A 24,035-nucleotide genomic window follows, 5' to 3' on the forward strand; every position below is an offset into this window, starting at 1 on the left:
GTACCTATTCTATATGTATAAAAAAAATAACCTTCTCTCATTTAAAAAGAGAGAAGGTTATTTTCAGATACATCGTAAAAGTTGATTATAGTTTTATTCCTTTTGGAAGTTTTCCATCTGGACTAATTAATGCTGCAGAGAATTCATCTGTAAACATGTTACGAATTAACCCATCTACATTTTCTTTTGTTACAGTGTTTACACTTTCGATAATCTCATCAAGTGAACGATGCTTACGAAGTAGCAATTCATTTTTACCATTACGGCTCATACGACTATTCGTACTTTCTAAACTTAACATTAAGTTTCCTTTTAATTGCTCTTTACTATTAATAAGCTCTTTTTCTGTAATACCTGTATTTTTCAATGTTTCTAATGTTTCTTGCATTGTTTCATACAGTGTATCTAATTGTTGACTACCTGTTCCACCATACAGTGTTAACATACCTGTATCTTCATAAGAAGAATGGTAAGAAAATACTGAGTAAGCTAACCCACGTTGCTCACGTACTTCTTGGAATAAACGGCTACTCATACTACCGCCTAAAACGTTATTTAATACAATTAAGTTATAAATATCTTCGTGTCCCATTTGTAAGCCTTTATATCCTAAACATAAATGAGCTTGTTCTGTTTCCTTTTTACGTGCTACTTTGTTAAAATGGAAAATTGGACTATGTACTTGTTCACGGTTTGTTGTTCCTTCATAACTACCGAAATATTGCTCTACCGTTTGTAAGAAGGCTTCATCAATATTTCCTGCAACTGAAACAACTACATTTTCAGGTGTATAATGATCCTTAATATATTGGCGTAGCGTATCACCTGTAAACGTATCAAGTGTTTCTTCTGTTCCTAAAATAGGATATCCAAGCGGATGCGTTTCATATGTTGCTTTCGTTAACATATCATGCACAATATCGTCTGGAGCATCTTCGTACATTTTAATTTCTTCACATACGACATTCTTCTCTTTTTTCAATTCTTCTTCATCAAATGTTGAATTAAAGAACATGTCAGCTAATACATCTAAAGCATATTTAGCATGTTCATCTAGCACTTTTGCATAGTAACAAGTGTACTCTTTTGAAGTAAAAGCATTCACTTGCCCACCAATACTATCAAATGATTCTGCAATTTCGCGTGCACTACGTGTTTCTGTCCCTTTAAAGAACATATGCTCTAAAAAGTGAGAAATCCCGTTATTTTTTTCATTTTCATTTCTTGATCCCGCATGGATCCAAATACCAATCGCAACCGATCTTACAGTTGGTATATTCTCCATAACTATTCTTACACCATTTTTACAAGTATATTTTTTAATCAAAAACTTTCCTCCTACTGCCAGTTTCTCTAAATAAGTGCTATTATTTAATGATAACAAGTTTAAGGATGAATGTCATGCAAATGTATTTAATCCACACGTTTTTCATCCAGTAATTCTGTTATATTCCCTACTTTATATCCTTGTTCCTTCAATTTTTTAATCATTGTATCTAATGCTTCTGCCGTGGACGAAGTAGGATGCATTAATACGATAGCACCTGGGTGTATTTTTCTCATTACTCTCTGCAATAGTACATCTGGCTCAGGTCGCTTCCAATCGATTGTATCGACAGTCCACATAATCGTTCCCATTTGGAAATCATCAGCGATTTTCACGACTTCATCCCGAAAACTTCCACTCGGCGGGGCAAACCATCTCACCTTTTGATTCGTAGCAGCTTCAATCATTCGATTTGTTTTTTGTAACTGCTCTCGTATTTCATCAGACGATAGCGTTTTCATATTAGGGTGCGTATAAGAATGATTTCCGACTTCTTGATTTGCATCGACAATCATTTTTGCAAATCGTAAATTTTCTTTCACCCAACGTCCTTCTAAAAAGAAAGTCGCCTTCACATCATGCTTTTTCAATATTTCTAATATACGAGGCAAATACTCGTTTCCCCATGCCACATTTATTGTTAATCCCACCATCTTTTTATTCGGATGCCCCCTATAAATTGGAGCAGGTGATAAATCTTCTAAGTGGACACTCGGTGATACTTCCTTAAATTCAAGGTGTTTTTGATCAAATTCCTTTAGCTTCTTCATATTGTTATAGGATGCTTCCATATCAACTTGTCTTCCATTATATCCTGGTGTTGCTTTCCATATCTTATCAATCATCGCATTTTGAGGTGCAATCTCATATTGTTTTGCATGCTTTTGAATTTCTTCATATAAGTTATCCTGTGCAAAAACAGAATAAGAGCCTAAACTGACATATAAAGAAAATATACATATGTATGCCAATATACGAACTTTCATATAAACCCTCCCAAATTAACTATATAAAAAAACATTTTTCTTCTTATCTTTGTTAATTTGAGCGTTATAATGAAAACTATACCTATACTGACATAAAAATATATATAAATCATATTTTTACATAACAAAAAAAGCCAGTTAAACTGGCTTTCGCTTATTGCTGCTCTTGTTTGTTTTCTTCTTTAGCAGCTTCTTTTTCTTGCTCTTCTTTTAGCAATACTTTTCTAGATAGATTAACACGACCTTGCTTGTCAATCTCGATAACTTTAACCGTAATTACGTCACCGATTTTTACAACGTCTTCTACTTTACCTACACGCTCAAGTGCAAGTTCAGAAATGTGAACTAATCCATCTTTACCGCTGAATAATTCAACGAAAGCACCGAATTTCTCAACACGTTTCACTTTTCCTTCGTAGATTTCACCTACTTGTACTTCGCGAACGATATCTTCGATAATTTTCTTAGCTTTGTCGTTCATTTCTTGGTTTATTGAAGAAATGAATACTGTGCCATCTTGCTCGATGTCAATTTTAACGCCAGTTTCTTCAATAATTTTATTGATTTGTTTACCGCTCGGTCCAATAACGTCACGGATTTTATCTGGATTAATTGTCATTGTAATAATCTTTGGAGCGTACGCTGATAATTCAGTGCGTGGCTCTGGAATAACAGATAACATATGATTTAGAATGTGCACACGACCAACTTTCGCTTGTTGTAATGCCTCTTCTAAAATTTCACGAGATAGACCATCGATTTTAATGTCCATTTGTAGTGCAGTTACACCTTGTGCTGTACCTGCTACTTTAAAGTCCATATCACCTAAATGATCTTCCATACCTTGAATATCAGATAAAATTGTGTAATGCTCACCAGTTTTAACTAGACCCATTGCAATACCTGCAACTGGAGCTTTAAGTGGAACACCAGCATCCATCATTGCTAAAGTACTACCACAAATACTTGCTTGTGAAGTAGAACCATTTGATTCTAAAACTTCAGATACAAGACGTACTGTGTATGGGAAATCTTTTTCAGATGGAATTACAGGCTCAAGTGCGCGTTCTCCTAGTGCACCGTGACCGATTTCACGACGACCTGGTCCACGCATTGGTCTAGTTTCACCAACACTAAATGATGGGAAATTGTAATGGTGCATAAAGCGTTTTGATTCTTCTACACCAAGACCATCTAAAATTTGCACATCGCCTAATGCACCTAATGTACAAATACTTAATGCTTGTGTTTGTCCACGAGTGAACAAACCAGAACCGTGTGTACGAGATAAAATGCCAACCTCTGATGCTAATGGACGGATTTCGTCACCTTTACGGCCATCTGGGCGGATTTTTTCAACTGTAATAAGACGACGTACTTCTTCTTTTACAATTTTATATAAAATCTCATTTACTTGTCCTAATGTATCAGCGTCAGCTTCCTGCGCTTCGTAATGCTCAATAACACGCTTTTTCACTTCGTTAATTGCATCTTCACGTGCATGTTTCTCATGTACTTGAATTGCTGAATGCATATCTTCTTCAGCCATTTCACGTACAGCTTGGTTAAGATCAGCGTCAACTTCATAAAGTTTCACTTCTGATTTCTCTTTACCTACAGCTTGTACAATCTCTTCTTGGAATGCAATTAGACGTTTAATTTCGTCATGACCAAACATAATTGCTTCTAACATTGTTTCCTCAGGCACTTGATCTGCTCCTGCTTCAACCATGTTAATTGCATCTTTCGTACCAGCTACAACAAGGTGAATATCACTTTGTTCTTGCTGTTCTACTGTTGGGTTGATAACGAATTCGCCGTTAATACGACCAACTGTTGCACCCGCGATTGGACCTTCAAATGGAATATCTGAAATCGATAACGCTAATGAAGAACCAAGCATAGCTGCCATTTCAGAAGAACAATCTTGATCAACACTCATTACGATGCTGACAACTTGTACTTCGTTACGGAAACCATCTGCGAAAAGTGGACGGATTGGACGGTCGATTAAACGACTTGCCAAAATTGCTTTTTCACTTGGACGACCTTCACGTTTAATGAAACCGCCAGGAATTTTTCCGACTGCATATAAACGCTCTTCATAGTTTACTGTAAGTGGGAAGAAATCTACATTTTTTGCTTCTTTTGATGCAGTTGCTGTAGATAGAACCGCTGTATCGCCATATCTTACTAATACTGCTCCGTTCGCTTGTTTTGCAAGCTGACCAGTTTCAACTGTTAGCTGGCGACCAGCTAAATCTATCGAGAAGACTTGCTTTTCTTGACTCATTTAAGTACCCCTCTCAATTTAAAGTATTCAATTCTTCTATGTAAATGGATAGTATATCACAATATTCTACCTCTAGTATTGCCTAAAATTAAGTAAGCTATAAAGCGTAGAAGATATATTTTTACCTAACAAAAAAGCGGGAATATTCCCGCTTCTTTGACTATCGACGTAAGCCAAGCTTTGTGATTAATTCACGGTAACGTGTGATATCGCTATTACGAAGGTAAGTTAGTAAGTTACGACGTTTACCAACCATCTTTAATAGACCACGACGTGAATGATGATCTTTCTTGTGAGTACGTAAGTGCTCGTTTAGAGTGTTAATTTGCTCCGTTAGGACAGCAATTTGAACCTCTGGAGAACCAGTATCAGTCTCATGAGTTCTAAATTGTGCAATGATTTCATTTTTACGCTCTTGTGTTAAAGCCATCCTATTTCACCTCCTATTAATTAAACCCCCAATTACCTAGCAAGCGTCGGTGAGTCGCAATGCCAAGCAATGGTTGTCATAAAGTACATAACATAGAATACTACTTTTCATTTGAAAAAGCAAGTATATTCTTTTCGCTCACAAAATATTCTTGGGCTGTTTTCTTATCTTTTGCGATCTGTTCAACTAACTCATCAATACCGTTGAATTTCTTTTCTGCTCTTATACGCATATGCCACTCTACTGTAACATTTTGATCGTATATATCTTTGTTAAATTCAAATAAATGCACTTCAATTGATAATTGACGCTCATCTTCTTTAAAAGTCGGTTTATATCCAATATTACATACACCATCGTACCATTCACCGTGAACTTTTAATCTCACTGCATAAACACCTACAGGTGGCAATAAATACTCATCACTTAAACCTACATTAGCTGTTGGAAAACCAATTTGACGTCCACGTTTGTCGCCGTGTATAACTGTTCCCGCTACAGTATAGGCTCTACCTAAAATAGATGGAATTTGCTCCATTTCGCCATTTCGAATTAACTTTCGTAATGCTGTAGAACTTACTTTCTCTTCTTGAAATTCAACTTTTTCAATCACAGTCTGTGTAAACTCCCCTCTTGCATGAAATGGTAAAGTCTCCATCTTTCCTTTTCCTAAACGTCCATATGAATAATCAAACCCTGCTACTACATGCTTTACATTTAAACCAATAATATAATCATCTACAAATTGTTGCGGTAATAACCCTGCAAATGATTCATCAAATTTAATTACATATAATATGTCGATTCCTAAGCTTTCGACTATTTTTTCTTTATCGCGCATCGGTGTAATATACTCCACATGCGCATCCTTTTTTCCTAAAACAACAGATGGATGAGGATGAAATGTCATAACTGCACTTTTATATCCTCGGTCGTCCGCTATTTTTTTCGCAGTTCGAATTACACATTGATGTCCTAAATGAATGCCATCAAAAAATCCTAATGCCATTACAGTAGGTGGTAATTCTAATTTATTTTGTTCATGTGGATGAGTTAAATGAATAAGTTTCACGCTTGAATTCACCTTTTTCTGTAATAATCCTTCCAATAATTCATTATAGCTTTAGTTCTTGATTATTCACAAGTACTTTCATCGGCTTTAACATACCAGGATGTTTCGGATGATGTTCATAAATTGCTAAGCAACGATCATTTTTATCAAACACTGTAATAAATGGTGCTGTTATTTCTAATTCATTTTTTAAGAACATACCATTCTTTATTTTCTCTGCTTGCTTTTCATCTACAACCATTTTTGGAAACTTACTTAATGCTTCATCAATTGAAATGAAGATAGACTCTACTGTTCCATTTTGCACGTTTTCTTCAATTTCTTCAAATGATATGCAATCTTCTAATAAAAATTCACCAGATGCCGTTCTTATAAGGTGCGACATATGTGATGGGAAACCAAGTTTTTCCCCGATCATTACAGCTAACGTTCTTACATATGTTCCTTTACTACACGTTACACGGAAACGGAATGAAATATTTTCTCCTTCAAAAACTTCACGATCATCAAGTAATATGAATTCATGAATTGTAATTGTACGAACTGGACGTTCCACCTCTTGCCCTGCTCTTGCATATTCGTATAATTTTTTCCCGTTTACTTTTACAGCCGAGAACATTGGTGGCATTTGTTCAATCGTGCCTGTTAATTCCGCAAGGACTTTCTCTACTTCCTTACGAGTAATAGTACGATCTACATTTTTCGTTTCAACAACCTCACCAGAAGCATCTTCAGTTGTCGTTGAAAACCCTAATGTTACTTCACCTTCATATGTTTTCGTTTCACTTGTTAAAAATTGTGCAATTTTCGTTGCTCTTCCAACGCAAATTGGTAATACTCCTGTTACATCAGGGTCTAATGTTCCCGTATGACCAATTCTCTTTTCTCGCAATATCTTTCTTAATTTAAATACACAATCATGTGATGTCATGCCTTTTGGCTTATGTAATAATACTACACCTTCCATATATGTTCACCTCATCATAATTCTCTCGTAGTAAATATCCAAAACTTATTTTGCATTGAAAAAATGGATAGACAAATGTCTATCCATTATTCTTCACGTTTACCGTCTTTATTAATTTCATGTAAAAGTGTATCAATTCGATGACCATATCCGATAGACTCATCAAACTCAAAGGTAATTTCTGGTGTTTTACGAAGACGAATACGTTGGCCAATTTCTGAACGAATAAAGCCTTTTGCCTTCGCTAAACCTTTTAAAGTATTTTCTTTCTGTTCTTCATCACCTAAAACAGAAATATATACTTTAGCAATTTGTAAATCACCACTCACTTGTACATCAGTTACTGTAACAAATCCAATACGTGGGTCTTTAATTTTACGACTGATAATGTCGCCTAATTCTTTTTTCATTTGCTCGCCCACACGGTTCGCACGTAATTTCATAACTCTTCACCTCATTCAATACCATTCCAAATGTGTTATTGTACGTTCAATTTCAGGAAATGAATCGATGTACTCAAGTACACGATTCATTTCTTTCTCACAGATAACACGATTTGAGGATACGGAAACAACTGCAATTTCTGTACGTTGCCATACATCTTGGTGCCCAACTTCAGAAACAGCTACATTATAGCGCTGTTTTACACGAGTTAACACACGTTGTAAAATTGCACGTTTCTCTTTTAAAGAATGCACATCGTAAATCATACACTCGAATGAGAGTGAAGCGATAATCATCGCTTCACTTCTTCCATAATGTACGCTTCAATGATGTCCCCTTCTTTAAGATCATTATATCTCTCAATTGTAATACCACACTCATAGTTTTGTGCAACTTCTTTTACGTCGTCTTTGAAACGTTTTAACGTATCAAGTTGTCCTTCGAAAATTACTACGCCGTCACGGATAATACGTACGCCACTATCACGCGTAATTTTACCGTCTGTTACGTAACAACCTGCGATTGTTCCAACTTTTGTTACTTTAAACGTTTGACGAACTTCTGCTTGACCGATTACTTTTTCTTCGAATTCTGGATCAAGCATACCTTGCATAGCTGCTTCAATCTCTTCGATTACTTTATAAATAATACGGTGTAAACGAATATCAACGTTCTCTAATTCAGCTGTACGCTTCGCGTTCACATCTGGACGTACGTTAAATCCAATTACAATTGCATTAGATGCAGAAGCTAAAATGATATCAGATTCTGTAATCGCACCTACACCAGTGTGAATGATTTTAACTTTTACGCCTTCAACATCAATTTTACGAAGTGATGCTGCCATCGCTTCAACAGAACCTTGTACGTCTGCTTTTACGATTAAGTTAATTTCTTTTACATCGCCCTCTTGGATTTGTTGGAATAAATCTTCAAGGCTTAATTTAGATTTCTCACCACGTTGTGCAACTAACGCTTCTTGTGCACGTGATTCACCAATTTGACGAGCTTTCTTCTCATCAGCAAATGCCATGAAACGATCTCCAGCCTGTGGTACTTCGTTTAAACCAGTAATTTCAACAGGAGTTGATGGACCAGCAACTTTTACACGACGACCAATATCACTTACCATTGCACGAACACGTCCGAATGAAGTTCCAACAACGATTGGATCTCCAACTCGAAGCGTACCATTTTGAACAAGTAATGTCGCGATAGTTCCTTTACCTTTATCAAGCTGTGCTTCGATTACTGTACCAGTTGCATAGCGGTTTGGATTTGCTTTATATTCTTCTACTTCACTTACAAGAAGGATCATTTCTAGTAAGTTGTCAATGCCTTCGCCTTGAATTGCAGAAATTGGTACGAAAATAGTATCTCCGCCCCAAGCTTCTGGAACTAATTCATATTCAGTTAGTTCTTGCATTACGCGATCAGGGTTTGCAGCTGGTTTATCCATTTTATTCACAGCAACAATAATTGGTACTCCTGCTGCCTTCGCATGGTTAATTGCTTCAACCGTTTGTGGCATAACACCGTCATCCGCTGCAACAACAAGGATTGTAATATCCGTTACTTGTGCCCCACGAGCACGCATCGTTGTAAATGCTGCGTGACCAGGTGTATCTAAGAATGTAATCTTCTTATCGTTTACTTCAACTTGATATGCACCGATATGCTGAGTAATTCCACCCGCTTCGCCTGCAGTTACTTTTGAGTTACGAATAGAATCCAGTAATGTTGTTTTACCATGGTCAACGTGTCCCATGATTGTAACTACAGCTGGACGTTCTTTTAAGTTCTCTTCATCATCTTGCTCATCAATGAATGTTTCAAACTCAGTCTCGCTTACAATTACTTCTTCTTCTACTTCAATACCGTAGTCGTTAGCAATTAACTCAATTGTATCTTTATCCAAGTCTTGGTTAATTGTTGCCATAATTCCAAGCATGAAGAGCTTCTTAATAATTTCAGATGGCTCTTTGCTTAATTTTTTAGCAAGATCTCCTACTGTAAGGCTTCCAGAGAAAGTAATTTTATCTGGTGTTTCTACAATTTGAGTTTGTTGTCTACCAGCAAAGTTCTCTTGACGTTTGTCTTCGTTTCCTTTGCCTTTTTTCTTTTTCTTATTGCTGTTCTTTTTACTGCGAACAACTTTTTCTTCTACTTCAAACTCATCTGCAACAGAAGGTTTTTCAGTTTGATATTCATTATCTAATTTATTTACTACTTCATCGTCTAACATTGTCATATGATTCGAAACCTCGATATTCATTTCTTTTAGTTTTGTCATAAGATCTTTACTTGAGATATTATGTTTTTTTGCATATTCATGCACTCGAATTTTACTCATACCTTCACCCCCGGTAATTTGTATCGAGCATGCTACGCAGCTTTTTCGCAAAGCCTACATCTAACACAGCTACAACGACTCGCTCATCTCTCCCAATCGCATGCCCTAATTGTTGTCGATTTTCGACCTTTCTCATTGGTACGTTGTAGTACGTAGTTTTATCTGTGATGCGTTTTGTAGTATTTACTGACGCATCTTCAGATAGCAATACAAGTTTTGCTTTGCCACTTCGTACTTCTTTTAAAACGAGTTCTTCACCCGAAATAATTTTCCGAGCCCGGTTTGCTAGTCCTAAAAACGATTTCCAATCGGACACTTATTTCGACTCCTTCTCAACAAGCTCAAGAAGCTCTTCATATAAAGAACCGTCGATTTTCGCTTTTAGATGATGTTCCAAAACATTTTTCTTTTGAGCTTGAAGAATGCTCTCCTTGTCCTTCGACAAGTAAGCACCTCGTCCTGATTTTTTCCCAGTTAAATCAATGGACACTTCTCCCTCTTTGGAACGAACAATGCGAACGAGCTCTCGTTTTGATTTCATTTCTTGCGTTGCAACACATTTTCGTAACGGAACTTTTCGATTGCTCATACTCATCACCTCTATTCGATTTCGTCTTCCACTGAATCGAATCCAAATGCGATTACGCTATCTTCTTCTGTTACAATACCAAGTTGTTTCGCATCAGACTCACTCTTAATATCAATTTTCCAGCCTGTTAATTTAGCTGCAAGACGTGCATTTTGTCCACGCTTACCGATAGCTAATGATAACTGGTGGTCTGGAACAACTACTGTTGTCGCTTTTTCTTCTTCATCTACAAGTACTTTAACAACTTGTGATGGGCTTAATGCATTTGCAACATATTCAACTGGATCATTTGACCAGCGGACGATGTCAATTTTTTCACCTTTTAATTCGTCTACAATGCGTTGTACACGTTGCCCTTTTGGTCCTACACAAGAACCAACTGGATCAACATCAGTGTTCTCTGCATATACAGAGATCTTAGAGCGATCGCCAGCTTCACGTGCTACAGAACGAATTTCTACAGTTCCATCATAGATTTCAGGAACTTCCATTTCGAATAAACGTTTTAAAAGACCAGGATGTGTACGTGATACGTAAATTTGTGGTCCTTTTGTCGTTTTTTCTACTTTCGTAATGAATACGCGAATACGATCATGTGGTTTGTATTGCTCATTAGGCATTTGCTCACTTACAGGTAATAAAGCTTCTACTTTTCCTAAGCTTACATAGATGAAACGAGCATCTTGACGTTGTACAATACCTACCATAATATCTTCTTCACGGTCACTAAACTCAGAGTAAATAACACCGCGCTCTGCTTCACGCACTCGTTGTGTGACAACTTGTTTTGCAGTTTGTGCTGCAATACGACCAAAGTCTTTTGGTGTTACTTCAATTTCTAGTACGTCACCATCTTGGTAGTTTGGATTAATTTGTCTTGCTTCCTCTACAGAAATTTCAAGACGTGGATCAAACACATTGTCTACTACGTCTTTACGTGCTAAAACTTGAATTGTTCCCACTTCTGGGTTAAAGCTCACACGAACGTTTTGTGCTTGATTAAAATTGCGCTTATAAGCAGAGATTAAAGCTGCTTCAATCGCATCAATAATAATGTCTTTGCTAATGCCTTTTTCAGATTCTAATACGAGCAAAGCATCTAATAACTCAGTGCTCATGAAGATCCCCCTTCTAACTAAAACGTAACAGCAAGTCGCGCATTTGCGACTTTATCCATCGAAATTTGGATTTCTTTTTTACGTGTTTTAATTGTTAATAATAATGTTATTGTTGTACCATCGTAAGAAAGCAGTTTTCCTTCAAACATCTTTTCACCATCAATCGGCTCATATGTTTTAATTGCCACTTGTTTTCCTACCGCTTGCTGGAAGTCTTTTTCTTTCTTTAATGGGCGTTCCGCTCCAGGAGATGATACATCCAAAAAGTAAAGATGAGGAATTGGATCCTCTTTATCTAAAGCTTCGCTTAAACGTTCACTTACCGCACCGCATTCTTCAATGTCGACTCCCTTTTCAGAATCGATGAATACGCGTAAGAACCAGTCTTGTCCTTCTTTCACATACTCTACATCTACAAGTTCAAGATTTAACTCTTCAACGATCGGCTGCGCAAATGCTTCTACAACTTCTGTGACTTTCTTATCCATAAACAGCCTCCTTCCTGCCGTCATGTACCATTTAAAAGAAGAAGACCCCGCCACTTTAAAAACGGTCTATCTTATTCTTTCTCGTTAGCTAACAAAAGCCCCTGCTGTTCAGCAGGGATTATCTGTCTTAGTATTACCAAATTTAAGAAGTAAAACTTGTAACAAAATATGTATATACGACAGAAATCTTTTACCTATCTACGTAGAGAAAACATAGATAGTAACACGAAAGAGTGGGTTTCCCCACTCTTTTCTTTACACAATATACATGACATGGTTATCTCGGTTAATAGTATATCATAGGAAATGTTGATTTGCAAAGACTTTTCCTACCTACTAGAACAGTGATAACTGGTTTTGATCCGGTAAATCTCCTAAACAACCTTGACTATCTAAATACTCAATAATTGTTTTCGAAACCTTACTACGCTGCTGCAAGTCCTCTTTTGATAAGAAGTCTCCATTTTTACGTGCTTCCACAATACTTAAAGCTGCGTTTGTACCAAGACCAGGTACCGCATTAAATGGAGGAATTAATGTGTCTCCATCAATAATAAATTCTGTTGCATGTGAGCGGTATAAATCCACCTTTTGGAATGAGTATCCACGCTCACACATTTCAAGTGTCATTTCTAGTACTGTTAATAAACTTTTCTCTTTCGGCGCTGCATCCAATCCTTTTTGAGCAATTTCATCAATTCTTGCACGTATAGATGCTGAACCTTTCGCCATTGCCTCTACATCAAAATCATCTGCACGAACTGTAAAATATGCGGCATAGAATAACAGTGCAAAATGTACTTTAAAGTATGCGATACGTACAGCCATAAGTACGTAAGCAGCCGCATGGGCTTTAGGGAACATGTATTTAATCTTCTTACATGAATCAATATACCAACCTGGTACATTATTATTTTTCATGTCTTCTTCCCATTCTTCCGGTACACCTTTACCTTTACGAACCGACTCCATGATTTTGAAGGCTAATGATGGATCTAGACCTTGATAGATTAAATATACCATGATGTCATCACGACAACCGATAACTTCGCTCAGCGTACATGTACCGTTATAAATTAACTCGTTTGCATTACCAAGCCATACGTCAGTACCATGTGATAGTCCAGAAATTTGGACTAACTCTGAGAATGTCGTCGGTTTTGTCTCTTCTAACATCTGTCTTACGAATTTTGTACCAAACTCTGGTATACCAAGTGTACCTGTTTTACAGTTAATTTGCTCTTCCGTTACCCCTAACGATTCTGGACCAGAGAAAATTTTCATTACTTCTGGATCATCCGTTGGGATTGTTTTCGGATCAATACCACTTAAATCTTGTAACATACGAATAACGGTCGGATCATCGTGTCCTAGTATATCAAGTTTTAATAAATTATCATGAATCGAGTGGAAATCAAAATGCGTTGTTCTCCATTCAGCACCAATTGAATCAGCTGGGTACTGTATTGGTGAGAAATCAAAGATATCCATGTAATCTGGCACAACGATAATACCGCCTGGATGCTGTCCTGTTGTACGTTTTACACCGGTACACCCTGCTACTAAGCGATCAATCTCTGCATTTCGAATCGTTAAGTTATGATCATTTGCATAACCTTTTACATATCCGTAAGCAGTTTTTTCCGCAACTGTACCAATCGTTCCTGCACGATATACATAGTCTTCACCGAACAGTACTTTCGTATAGTTATGGGCACGTGGTTGGTATTCCCCGGAGAAGTTCAAATCGATATCGGGCACCTTATCTCCTTTAAATCCAAGGAACGTTTCGAAAGGAATGTCATGTCCATCTTTTACATATGGAATATTACAAGCAGGACATTCTTTATCTGGTAAGTCAAAACCAGAACCTACAGAACCATCATTAAAGAATTCTGATTGCTTACACTTCGGACATACATAGTGTGGTGGTAATGGGTTTACTTCTGTAATTTCCATCATCGTTGCAACAAATGATGACCCTACCGATCCACGCGAACCTACTAGATATCCGTCTACTAACGATTTTTTCACAAGCTTATGTGAAATTAAATAAATTACGGCGAATCCATGCCCAATAATACTTTTTAATTCTTTTTCTAAACGTGCTTCTACAATTTCCGGTAGCTCTTCACCATAAATGCTACGCGCCATTTTATAACTCATATCACGCGTTTCATCATCAGCACCTTCAATTTTCGGTGTGTATAGATCGTCTTTTACTGGATGCACATCACCAATTAATGACGCAATCTTTTGTGTATTTGTTACAACAACTTCTTTCGCTTTGTCTTCACCTAAGAATGAAAAACATTCTAACATCTCATCAGTTGTACGGAAATGTACTGGCGGTAATGAATGTCGATTTAACGGATTGGCTCCGCCCTGCGAACTGACTAAAATTTTACGATACATCGCATCCTCAGGGTCTAAATAATGCACGTTTCCTGTAGCAACAACTGGTTTATCTAACGTCTCACCTAGTTTTACTAAGTTAGAAATAATTGTTTTTAATTGACCTTCGTCTCGAACAAGCTCACGTTCTACTAAATGACGCAACACCTCTGGAGGCATTACTTCAATGTAATCATAGAACTGGGCAATTTCTTCTACCTCTTCAGGTGCCTTTTGCATCATTGCCTCGAACACTTCACCTTTATCACAAGCCGTTCCTACTAAAATCCCTTCACGATATTTTTTTAATAGTGATCTCGGCACACGTGGTACACGGTAAAAGTAATTAAGGTGAGAATATGAAACAAGTTTATATAAATTTTTCAATCCAACATCTGATGTGGCAAGTAACGTCATATGACTTGGACGGCCACGCTTATACGCATCCCCTTGTCCCATGCTATCATTTAATTGATCGTGATATTCAAATCCCTTTTCAATTACGTCTTTCAACATTTTCACAAGTAAATATCCCGTCGCTTCTGTATCATAAATCGCACGGTGATGTTGTGTTAATTCAATATCAAGTTTTTTACACATCGTATTTAATCGATGATTTTTCATTTCTGGGAATAAAAATCGTGCAAGTTCTAACGTATCAATAACTGGATTATTCGTTTTTTCTAGTCCAGCCTTTTTAAAACCTACGTTAATAAAGCCCATATCAAAGCTCGCGTTATGGGCAACAAGTGTATGGTCGCCCATCCATTCCTCAAACTTTTTAAACACTTCGTCCACTTCAGGTGCATCAGTTAACATATCATCCGTAATACCTGTCAATTCAATAATCGTCGCTGATAATGGTTGATGTGGATTTGCGAAAGATTCAAAGCGATCAATAATTTCGCCACCCTTTACTTTTACGGCAGCCAACTCAATGACTGTATCGTATACAGCTGATAAACCTGTCGTCTCAACGTCGAAAACAACATACGTTTCCTCTGCAAGTAAACGATGCGCTTCGTTATACGCTATCGGTACACCATCATTAACTAGATTTGCTTCTACACCATATATAACTTTAACACCAGCCTTCTTCCCTGCAGAATACGCCTCTGGGAAGGACTGAGCCACGGCATGATCTGTAACCGCAATAGCCTCATGTCCCCATTTACCAGCTTGAGCAACAAGCTTAGAAACTGGAGTGACAGCGTCCATTTGACTCATCGGAGTATGGAGATGCAGCTCTACTCGTTTTTCGCCTTCTGGTGCTTTATCTTTACGAGACGGTCCTGTTATTTCATTAATATCATTTGCAATCATTACTAAATCTCGAACGAATGTATCGTTTTGAACAGAACCACGCGCTTTCACCCACATTCCTTTTTTCAAGGATTGCAGCATTGGAATATCTTCTTTGTCACGCGAGAACATTTTGATCATAATAGAATCCGTATAATCCGTTATTTTTAAAGTTAATAACGTACGCCCACTACGAAGCTCTTTTGTTTCTACATGGAAGACATATCCTTGAACCGTTTTTCTTCTTTCTTCATCTTGAATTTCTCGCATCGGTGTAATCTCTTCATCTGGCTTAATAAGATACCCGAGTGTAATCGGTCCTTCATACACAACGCTGCTTTCTTCAGCTTGCTTCTTCGCCATTTCTTCCATAGCTTGTATAACACGCTCACGGTCTTCTTGCTGCGTTTGTTCACGAAACTTTTGCATTTCTTCTGTATTTTGCTGTATATGTGTGTCTAACTGAAAACGCGGGAATCCAAAAACTTCGTATTGATCCCCTACTGGTTTCGCAACGTTTTTCTTTAAAGCCGTAGACTCCAGCTCGTTATTTACATTTATTAACAACTTCACTCCATTCACCTGTGGAAGCTGCTTCTTTAAGTATGCGAACATAGGTGAAAATGTAATTCGTTCCGTACAAAGCGGCCAATACGCCCTCACTTCTTCTTCTGTAAATTGTTTATTCTCTGTTTCTAATGCAAATGTTGTTCTTGCAATATGAGAAAATGATTGCTTAAGCTTTGTTTCTAGCAATTCATATAATTCTGTAGGCAAAATACGTGGCACTTGTAAATCAAAATGCCAACTTTTATTCGCTTTATCAATAACGAGCCTTTCAATACCACCGCCTTGTAAATATTGATTTATAAGGTCGTCTGGTATTTGCAACTGCTGGAGCAAAATTTGAAATCGCTCTTGTTGTTCATTTGTTAAAGACATAAGCACTCTCCTTCCATTTGCTATTATAAATTGAAACGTACCACAAAGAAAGATTTCTCACCTCTTCTTTTACAAAATACGTTTACAAAGAAAGAGAAGGTACCCCATTACGAGGTACCTCTTCTTATTTTAAAATATTTGCAATATATGTTTGAAGTTCTTCTACTTTTACTTCTTCAGACTCACCTGTAGCACGTACTTTCACTTCTACAATACCTTCGTCTGCTTTTTTACCAACTGTAACACGAACTGGAAGACCGAATAAATCTGCATCTGCAAATTTAACACCTGCACGTTCTGCACGATCGTCTAATAACACTTCATAGCCTTGTTCTTGTAATGAGTTGTAGATATTTTCACCCATTTCACGTTGTGCATCAGATTTCATATTTACTGGAATTACATGCACATGGAACGGTGCTACCGCTTTTGGCCAAACTAAGCCGTTCTCATCGTTAAATTGCTCTGCAATTGCTGCTACTGTACGAGATACACCGATACCGTAACAACCCATAATAAGTGGTTGTGTTTTTCCATTTTCATCTAGGAATGTTGCGTTCATTGCTTCACTATAACGAGTTCCTAATTTGAATACATGACCAACTTCAATTCCGCGTGCGAAAAGAATTGTTCCGTTTCCATCTGGAGATTGGTCTCCTTCTTGAATAAAGCGTAAATCTGTATATTGACTTACTTTAAAGTCACGTTCTGGATTTACATTTACATAATGGAACCCTTCTTCATTCGCTCCTGAACATCCGTTAACAATTGATGCTACAGCGTGATCAGCAATAATTTCGATATCACCTGTTACATTAATCGGTCCTAATGAACCAACTTCACAATTTAATAATGCTTTTACTTCTTCATGAGAAGCAAGCTCAACAACTGAAGCGCCGTATACATTTTTCACTTTCACATCGTTTACTTCGTGATCACCACGAACAAGTACAACTACTAATTTCTCATCTACTTTAAACACCATAGACTTAATGCACTTGTCAGCTGCAATGTTTAAGAATGCAGATACTTCTTCAATTGCTTTTTGGTCTGGTGTTGCTACTTTTTCAAGTGCTTTTTCTGCTTCGTCACTCTTCGTATACGTAGCTACAACAGGAGCCATTTCGATGTTTGCTGCATAATCAGATGTGTCAGAGTATGCAATTGTATCTTCACCAACATCAGATAATACCATAAATTCATGTGTATCTTTTCCGCCCATTGCTCCAGAATCAGCAATAACTGCACGGAAATTCAAGCCACAGCGAGCAAAAATGTTAGAGTATGCTTTATATAAGCGATCGTATACTTCATCTAAGCTCTCTTGTGTAGCATGGAAAGAGTAGGCATCTTTCATTAGAAACTCTCTTCCACGTAATAAGCCGAAACGAGGTCTTTGCTCATCACGGAATTTTGTTTGAATTTGGTATAATGTTAACGGTAATTTTTTATATGATTTCACTTCATCACGCACAAGATCCGTAATTACTTCCTCATGTGTCGCTCCTAATGCGAATTCACGAGCGTTACGATCTTTCATACGCATTAATTCAGATCCGTAAGAATACCAACGACCTGATTCTTGCCATAATTCTGCAGCTTGCATAGCTGGCATTAATAATTCTACAGCTCCTGCGCGCTCCATTTCTTCTCGAACGATACGTTCTACTTTGTGTAATACTTTTAATCCAAATGGTAGAAAGCTATAAATACCAGAAGCATTTTGACGCATAAAACCTGCACGAAGTAATAGCTGATGACTCTTAATTTCAGCATCAGCTGGAACTTCACGTAATGTAGGACTGAATACCATACTTTGTTTCATTTATTTGCACCTCTTCATTTTACTCTTACACGCAGTAAAACCCCTCACCTCGAGTTAGGTGAGGGATTTTATTCTACGAGCTCTATTTCATTATAAGTTTCACTTTATTTTACAAGAAAAACTTACGAATGTCATTCCAAGTTACAACTAACATAAGTAACATTAATAATGCAAAACCAATAAAGTGAACCATTCCTTCTTTTTGGCGATCAATTGGTTTCCCTCGTAACGCTTCAATTAAGAAGAAGAATAAACGGCCACCATCTAAAGCAGGAACTGGTAATAAATTAAATAAACCAAGATTAATGCTTAGAACTGCAGCTAAACTTAGTACACGCGTAAACCCATAATCTACAACTTGATCTGTTAGATTATAAATTCCTACTGGACCTGATAACTCATTAATAGAAAATTGACCAGTTACTAATTTAACAAGAGATTCAAAAATTAGTTTCGTCCATTGGTACGTTTGTTCAAATCCTGATTTAATAGAACCCATCACTGTTTTCTCTACAGGAGAATAAACACCGATTCTACCAACTTCGTCTTTTCCTTCTTTATCGAGTGTTGGCGTTACTTTCACATTAAACTGTTCATTATCACGCTTTACTTGTAACGTAATTTCTTTATTTGGGTTTTCACGTACAATAGTAACAACATCTTTCCATGTACTTGTGTTTTTCCCATCAATAGCTTGAATTGTATCATTCTCTTTCAATCCAGCTTGCTGTGCTGCACTGTTATCCATCACTTTTCCGACCATTGGTTTGTCAATAGGGACCCCTTGTACAAATCCAAGAATCACAAAAATAACAAATGCTAAAATGAAGTTCATTGCAGGACCCGCAAAGATTGTTAAAGCGCGTTGCCCTAGTTTTTTCGAGCCAAATTGTCTATTATACGGGGCAATTTGAATTTCTTCCCCCGCAGTAATAATACGAGCCTTTTCATTCACTCGGAATGTTTGAAGCTCTTCCTCGTACTCTTCATAGCCCGAAATTGTTAAATTATGCTCCAAATCAGCTTGTTCGACTTCAATAACACGAACATTTGGATACTTTTCATATCCATCAAAAACTAATTTCACAACTTCGTCTTTTTCATTTAATACAAGGCCAACCTTTTTCCCAGGCTTTAACTCAACTGTGTCCGCATCCTCGCCAGCCATTCTTACATAGCCACCAAGGGGCAGTAATCGAATCGTATACACCGTTTCATTCTTTTCAAATGAGAATATTTTCGGACCAAAACCAATCGCAAACTCGCGGCATAAAATACCTGCTCTTTTTGCGAAATATAGATGCCCTAGCTCATGGAAAAATACGAGTGCACCGAAAATTAATATAAAGGCAATCGCTGTATTCAATTCCATAACCACCTTTGCTAAATTTGTTCCATCACAAACCGTCTTGTGGCCGCATCAATTTCCAAAATTTCCTCTAAGCTCGGTCGTGCAATGACATTGTGATGGTTCATTGCTTTTTCAATGAGGTCTTCCACTGTTAAGAAATCAATTCTCTTTTGTAAAAAGGCTTCAACAGCTACTTCATTCGCTGCGTTCATTACAGCTGGCATACTTCCACCTGCTTTTCCAGCTTCATACGCAAAACGTAAACAACGGAATCGTTCTTGGTCCATTTTCTCAAAATGCAACGTCCCTATTTCCCATAAGTTTAACTGTTTTGTGTCTGAAAGAGGCAATCTATCCGGATATGTAAGTGCGTATTGAATTGGTACTCGCATATCAGGTGAACCAAGCTGCGCCATTACACTACGATCTTCAAATTCAACCATAGAATGGATAATACTTTCTTTATGTAAAACAACATCGATTTGCTCATAAGGGATACCAAAAAGCCAATGTGCTTCAATTACTTCTAGTCCCTTATTCATCATTGTAGCAGAATCAATTGTAATTTTCGAACCCATTGACCAGTTTGGATGTCGAAGCGCATCTTCTACGGTCACATGATGCAATTCATCCCTCGTTTTATCGCGGAAACTTCCACCAGAAGCCGTTATAATAAGACGAGAAACTCTTTTTTCATTTTCACCATTCAAGCATTGAAAAATAGCCGAATGTTCACTATCAACTGGAAGTAACGAAACATTATGTTTTCGTGCTGCTTCCATTACAAGATGTCCTGCAGTTACTAACGTTTCTTTATTTGCAATTCCAATTGTTTTTTTCGCCTCAATTGCACGAAGTGTTGGTAACAACCCTACGCTACCTACAACAGCATTTACTACAATCTCCGCATCTGGATGTAGTGCTACTTCTAAAAGTCCTTCACTACCATATACAATTTTTGTATTACCAGAAACAGATTGTAATTTTAAAACATCTTCTTCTCTTTGCACAGAGACGATTTGCGGAGAAAATTCTTGAATTACCTTTACTGCGTAGTCAATATTTTTCCCTACAGAAAAAGCAACGAGACGGAATTGGTCTGGGTGCGAGCGTAATACATCTAAAGTTTGTGTACCAATTGATCCGCTTGCACCTAATAAACTAATGTTTTTCATGACTCCAACCCCTCGTTCATTTATTAATTATATTGTAATAAGAAGTAGAGAATTGGTAAAACGAATAACCAACTATCTGTTCGGTCTAATATACCACCATGCCCAGGTAAAATTGTACCTGAATCCTTTACGCCATAATGACGTTTAAAAGCAGATTGTACTAAATCACCAATTTGTCCAAAAATAGAAATAATAATTGTCAGCACAATTAAAATTACTACATTCGATTCGACTGGGAAGAACACGTTGTAAACAAGTGCCACAATAATTCCACAAACGATGCCCCCTAATGAACCTTCAATCGTTTTATTTGGACTGATTTCTGGCCACAATTTTCTCTTGCCCAATGCTTTTCCTACGAAATATGCGCCTGAATCAGTAGCCCATATAACAAATAATGCGCAAAATACATATTTAATTCCTAATATTCTCGTTTCATTTAAATATAAGAATCCCATTGCCACATATGTCGTTGCCATCAGTAAAAATGAAGCATTATCAAAAGTAAATGTATTCTTAGAAAGGACTGTATATGATAAAAGTAATAAAACAATCACAAATGTGATTTCCAATTTACCTAATCCAATCCATGTAAACAGTTCTGATGCACTACTTGGAATTAAAAGAATCCACAATAATACTGCAGCTAAAACTGTCGGTACTGAAATAAGCGTAAGCTTATTCATACGAATTAATTCATATAAACCTATAGAAGCAAGTGCATACACTAAAACCGTAAAAGGCACGCCACCGTATATTACGATGGGAATGAATAGCGCGGCAGCAACCACTCCAGTAATAATTCTCTGTTTCACTACCAAACCCTCTCTTTCTACACGCCTCCGAATCTGCGCCCTCTATGTTGAAAGTCAGTAATCGCATTTAGCAAATGTTCTTCTTTGAAGTCTGGCCAATACACGTCTGTAAACCAAAACTCCGAATATGCAATTTGCCATAACATGAAATTACTAATACGTAGCTCTCCGCTTGTTCGGATTAACAACTCTGGATCAGGTAAAGAACTCGTCATTAAGTAGGAGGAAAGCATTTCTTCACTTACCTCTTCAGAACGAATTTTTCCTTCCTCATTATCTTTCATCATATGTTGCACAGCAGAAACGATTTCATCTCGACTTCCATAGTTTAACGCGAAATTAAGAATTAATCCCGTATTCTCTTTCGTATCTTCCATGGCTTTCTCCATCGCTCTGCGTGTATGCGTAGGAAGACGATCTTTTTGCCCTATTACTCGGACTTGTACGTTTTCTTCAATCAATTCTGGTAAAAATGTACCTAGAAATTCTTCTGGAAGCTTCATTAAATAATCAACTTCCTTTTTCGGTCTTTTCCAGTTCTCAGTTGAAAAAGCATAAAGAGTTAACACTTTCACATTAAGTTTACTTGCAAATTTTGTAATTTTCTTTACAACTTGCATACCTTCATGATGTCCCGCAATACGAGGCATTGCTCTCCTCTTTGCCCATCTTCCATTCCCATCCATAATGATGGCAATATGTTCTGGGATATATCCTTTTTTCACTTCTTCAACGAGATGATCAAACGATGTGTCCTTTTTACCTTTAAAAAAAGGAAAGTTTTTAAACATCATTCATACCCTCCAGCAAGCAGACGTATGCCTAAAAGTGTAAAAAGACCCCCTTAAGAAGAGGGTCATAATTGCGAAGTTATCGCTATTACACTTCCATGATTTCTTTTTCTTTGTTTTTTGCGATTTCGTCAACTTTTGCAATATATTTATCTGTTTCTTTTTGGATATCTTCAGTATATCCTCTTAAATCATCTTCTGTAATCTCGCCAGCTTTTTCAAGCTTCTTAAGATCATCATTTCCGTCACGACGTACGTTACGAACAGCAACTTTAGCTTCTTCAGCATATTTTTTCACAACTTTTACAAGATCACGACGACGTTCTTCTGTTAATGCAGGGAATGCAATACGAATTACAGTTCCATCATTAGAAGGATTTAAGCCTAAATCTGCTTTTAAAATTGCTTTTTCAATATCACCGATAGAAGTTTTATCATAAGGTTGAATTACTAGTAAACGCGCTTCTGGAACTGTAATGTTCGCTAATTGCACAACTGGTGTTGGTGCACCATAGTAATCAACTTGTACCTTATCTAATACAGACGCGTTTGCACGGCCAGCACGAACTGTTGCTAATTCACGAGAATAAGCAGCAACTGCTTTTTCCATTTTTTCATTTGAAGACTTCAATACTTGTTGTCCCATATTTATTTCCCCCTTACCACTGTTCCGATATTTTCGCCTAAAACGGCACGTTTAATATTACCTTTTTCCATAACTGAGAATACAATTAATGGAATATCATTATCCATACATAGAGAAGAAGCTGTAGAATCCATTACACCTAAACCTTCTTTTAATACGTCTAAGTAAGTAAGCGTTTCATATTTCGTAGCTGTTGGATCAATAGATGGATCCGCATTATATACACCATCTACATTGTTTTTCGCCATTAAAATTACATCTGCTTCAATTTCTGCCGCACGTAATGCTGCTGTTGTATCTGTAGAGAAGTATGGGTTACCTGTACCTGCTGCAAAGATAACAACACGTTTTTTCTCTAAGTGACGAACTGCTTTACGACGAATGTAAGGTTCTGCAACTTGACGCATCTCAATTGAAGTTTGTACACGAGTTTGAATTCCGATATTCTCCAAGCTATCTTGAAGAGCTAATGAATTCATAACTGTCGCTAACATGCCCATGTAATCTGCCCCTGCACGATCCATGCCCATTTCACTTCCAATTTTCCCACGCCAAATGTTACCGCCACCAACAACAACAGCAACCTCTACATCAAGTTCTGCAATTTCTTTTACTTGTTCCGCAACTGACTTAATAACAGTTGGGTTAATTCCAAATCCTTGCTCTCCAGCTAAAGCTTCTCCACTTAGCTTTAAAACGACACGATTATATTTCGGTTTACTCATAA

Annotated in this window: 21 protein-coding genes; all 21 read right to left on the minus strand. The window is 37.2% G+C overall.

What is annotated here, in order from left to right:
- Positions 1 to 85: 85 nt before the first annotated feature.
- A complete protein-coding gene (locus HFD78_RS04785) occupies positions 86 to 1,327 on the minus strand; it encodes a M16 family metallopeptidase (RefSeq protein ID WP_000592989.1) in 1,242 nt (413 codons plus the stop codon).
- Positions 1,328 to 1,413: 86 nt separating this feature from the next.
- Positions 1,414 to 2,313, minus strand: a complete 900-nt coding sequence (locus HFD78_RS04790) for a polysaccharide deacetylase family protein (RefSeq protein WP_000868232.1) — start codon at positions 2,311 to 2,313, stop codon at positions 1,414 to 1,416.
- Between the two features lie 154 nt (positions 2,314 to 2,467).
- A complete protein-coding gene (gene pnp, locus HFD78_RS04795) occupies positions 2,468 to 4,606 on the minus strand; it encodes a polyribonucleotide nucleotidyltransferase (RefSeq protein ID WP_000076737.1) in 2,139 nt (712 codons plus the stop codon).
- Positions 4,607 to 4,766: 160 nt separating this feature from the next.
- Positions 4,767 to 5,036 carry a 30S ribosomal protein S15 gene (gene rpsO / locus HFD78_RS04800; protein WP_001229392.1) on the minus strand — a complete coding sequence of 90 codons (270 nt, stop codon included), beginning with the start codon at positions 5,034 to 5,036 and terminating at the stop codon, positions 4,767 to 4,769.
- A gap of 100 nt (positions 5,037 to 5,136) precedes the next feature.
- Positions 5,137 to 6,108, minus strand: a complete 972-nt coding sequence (ribF, locus tag HFD78_RS04805; RefSeq protein WP_000766704.1) for a bifunctional riboflavin kinase/FAD synthetase — start codon at positions 6,106 to 6,108, stop codon at positions 5,137 to 5,139.
- Between the two features lie 43 nt (positions 6,109 to 6,151).
- Entirely contained in the window at positions 6,152 to 7,075 is a 924-nt protein-coding gene (truB, locus tag HFD78_RS04810; protein ID WP_000399348.1) for a tRNA pseudouridine(55) synthase TruB, read from the minus strand.
- Between the two features lie 86 nt (positions 7,076 to 7,161).
- The gene (rbfA, locus tag HFD78_RS04815) at positions 7,162 to 7,518 is read right to left on the minus strand and encodes a 30S ribosome-binding factor RbfA (RefSeq protein WP_000776437.1); all 357 of its coding nucleotides are present in this window, start codon (positions 7,516 to 7,518) and stop codon (positions 7,162 to 7,164) included.
- A gap of 15 nt (positions 7,519 to 7,533) precedes the next feature.
- Positions 7,534 to 7,815, minus strand: a complete 282-nt coding sequence (locus HFD78_RS04820) for a DUF503 domain-containing protein (RefSeq protein ID WP_000582367.1) — start codon at positions 7,813 to 7,815, stop codon at positions 7,534 to 7,536.
- The gene (gene infB / locus HFD78_RS04825) at positions 7,812 to 9,872 is read right to left on the minus strand and encodes a translation initiation factor IF-2 (protein ID WP_000036343.1); all 2,061 of its coding nucleotides are present in this window, start codon (positions 9,870 to 9,872) and stop codon (positions 7,812 to 7,814) included. The genes HFD78_RS04820 and infB overlap by 4 nt, the downstream gene beginning before the upstream one ends.
- Positions 9,873 to 9,876: 4 nt before the next feature.
- Positions 9,877 to 10,188, minus strand: coding sequence for a YlxQ family RNA-binding protein (locus HFD78_RS04830; protein WP_001286524.1), 312 nt, complete (start codon positions 10,186 to 10,188; stop codon positions 9,877 to 9,879).
- Positions 10,189 to 10,461, minus strand: coding sequence for an RNase P modulator RnpM (gene rnpM / locus HFD78_RS04835; protein ID WP_000071127.1), 273 nt, complete (start codon positions 10,459 to 10,461; stop codon positions 10,189 to 10,191).
- An 11-nt stretch (positions 10,462 to 10,472) separates the two neighbouring features.
- A complete protein-coding gene (gene nusA, locus HFD78_RS04840; RefSeq protein ID WP_000102604.1) occupies positions 10,473 to 11,579 on the minus strand; it encodes a transcription termination factor NusA in 1,107 nt (368 codons plus the stop codon).
- Positions 11,580 to 11,596: 17 nt separating this feature from the next.
- The gene (gene rimP / locus HFD78_RS04845) at positions 11,597 to 12,067 is read right to left on the minus strand and encodes a ribosome maturation factor RimP (protein ID WP_000359096.1); all 471 of its coding nucleotides are present in this window, start codon (positions 12,065 to 12,067) and stop codon (positions 11,597 to 11,599) included.
- 336 nt (positions 12,068 to 12,403) lie between these two features.
- On the minus strand, positions 12,404 to 16,705 hold the full coding sequence (locus tag HFD78_RS04850) for a PolC-type DNA polymerase III (RefSeq protein WP_000060005.1): 4,302 nt from the start codon (positions 16,703 to 16,705) through the stop codon (positions 12,404 to 12,406).
- Between the two features lie 124 nt (positions 16,706 to 16,829).
- The gene (locus tag HFD78_RS04855) at positions 16,830 to 18,530 is read right to left on the minus strand and encodes a proline--tRNA ligase (protein ID WP_000814299.1); all 1,701 of its coding nucleotides are present in this window, start codon (positions 18,528 to 18,530) and stop codon (positions 16,830 to 16,832) included.
- A gap of 109 nt (positions 18,531 to 18,639) precedes the next feature.
- Positions 18,640 to 19,896 carry an RIP metalloprotease RseP gene (gene rseP, locus HFD78_RS04860; protein ID WP_001090243.1) on the minus strand — a complete coding sequence of 419 codons (1,257 nt, stop codon included), beginning with the start codon at positions 19,894 to 19,896 and terminating at the stop codon, positions 18,640 to 18,642.
- A 17-nt stretch (positions 19,897 to 19,913) separates the two neighbouring features.
- A complete protein-coding gene (gene dxr / locus HFD78_RS04865) occupies positions 19,914 to 21,056 on the minus strand; it encodes a 1-deoxy-D-xylulose-5-phosphate reductoisomerase (RefSeq protein ID WP_000790377.1) in 1,143 nt (380 codons plus the stop codon).
- 23 nt (positions 21,057 to 21,079) lie between these two features.
- Positions 21,080 to 21,871 (minus strand): phosphatidate cytidylyltransferase, encoded by a 792-nt coding sequence (gene cdsA, locus HFD78_RS04870; RefSeq protein ID WP_000813592.1) that lies wholly within the window; start codon positions 21,869 to 21,871, stop codon positions 21,080 to 21,082.
- 17 nt (positions 21,872 to 21,888) lie between these two features.
- A complete protein-coding gene (uppS, locus tag HFD78_RS04875; RefSeq protein WP_000971296.1) occupies positions 21,889 to 22,665 on the minus strand; it encodes an isoprenyl transferase in 777 nt (258 codons plus the stop codon).
- Between the two features lie 85 nt (positions 22,666 to 22,750).
- Positions 22,751 to 23,308 (minus strand): ribosome recycling factor, encoded by a 558-nt coding sequence (gene frr / locus HFD78_RS04880; RefSeq protein WP_000531501.1) that lies wholly within the window; start codon positions 23,306 to 23,308, stop codon positions 22,751 to 22,753.
- Between the two features lie 2 nt (positions 23,309 to 23,310).
- A complete protein-coding gene (pyrH, locus tag HFD78_RS04885) occupies positions 23,311 to 24,033 on the minus strand; it encodes a UMP kinase (protein WP_000042668.1) in 723 nt (240 codons plus the stop codon).
- Between the last annotated feature and the right edge of the window lie 2 nt (positions 24,034 to 24,035).

The sequence above is a fragment of the Bacillus sp. EKM501B genome, from assembly GCF_011800505.1.
Taxonomy (GTDB): domain Bacteria; phylum Bacillota; class Bacilli; order Bacillales; family Bacillaceae_G; genus Bacillus_A; species Bacillus_A cereus.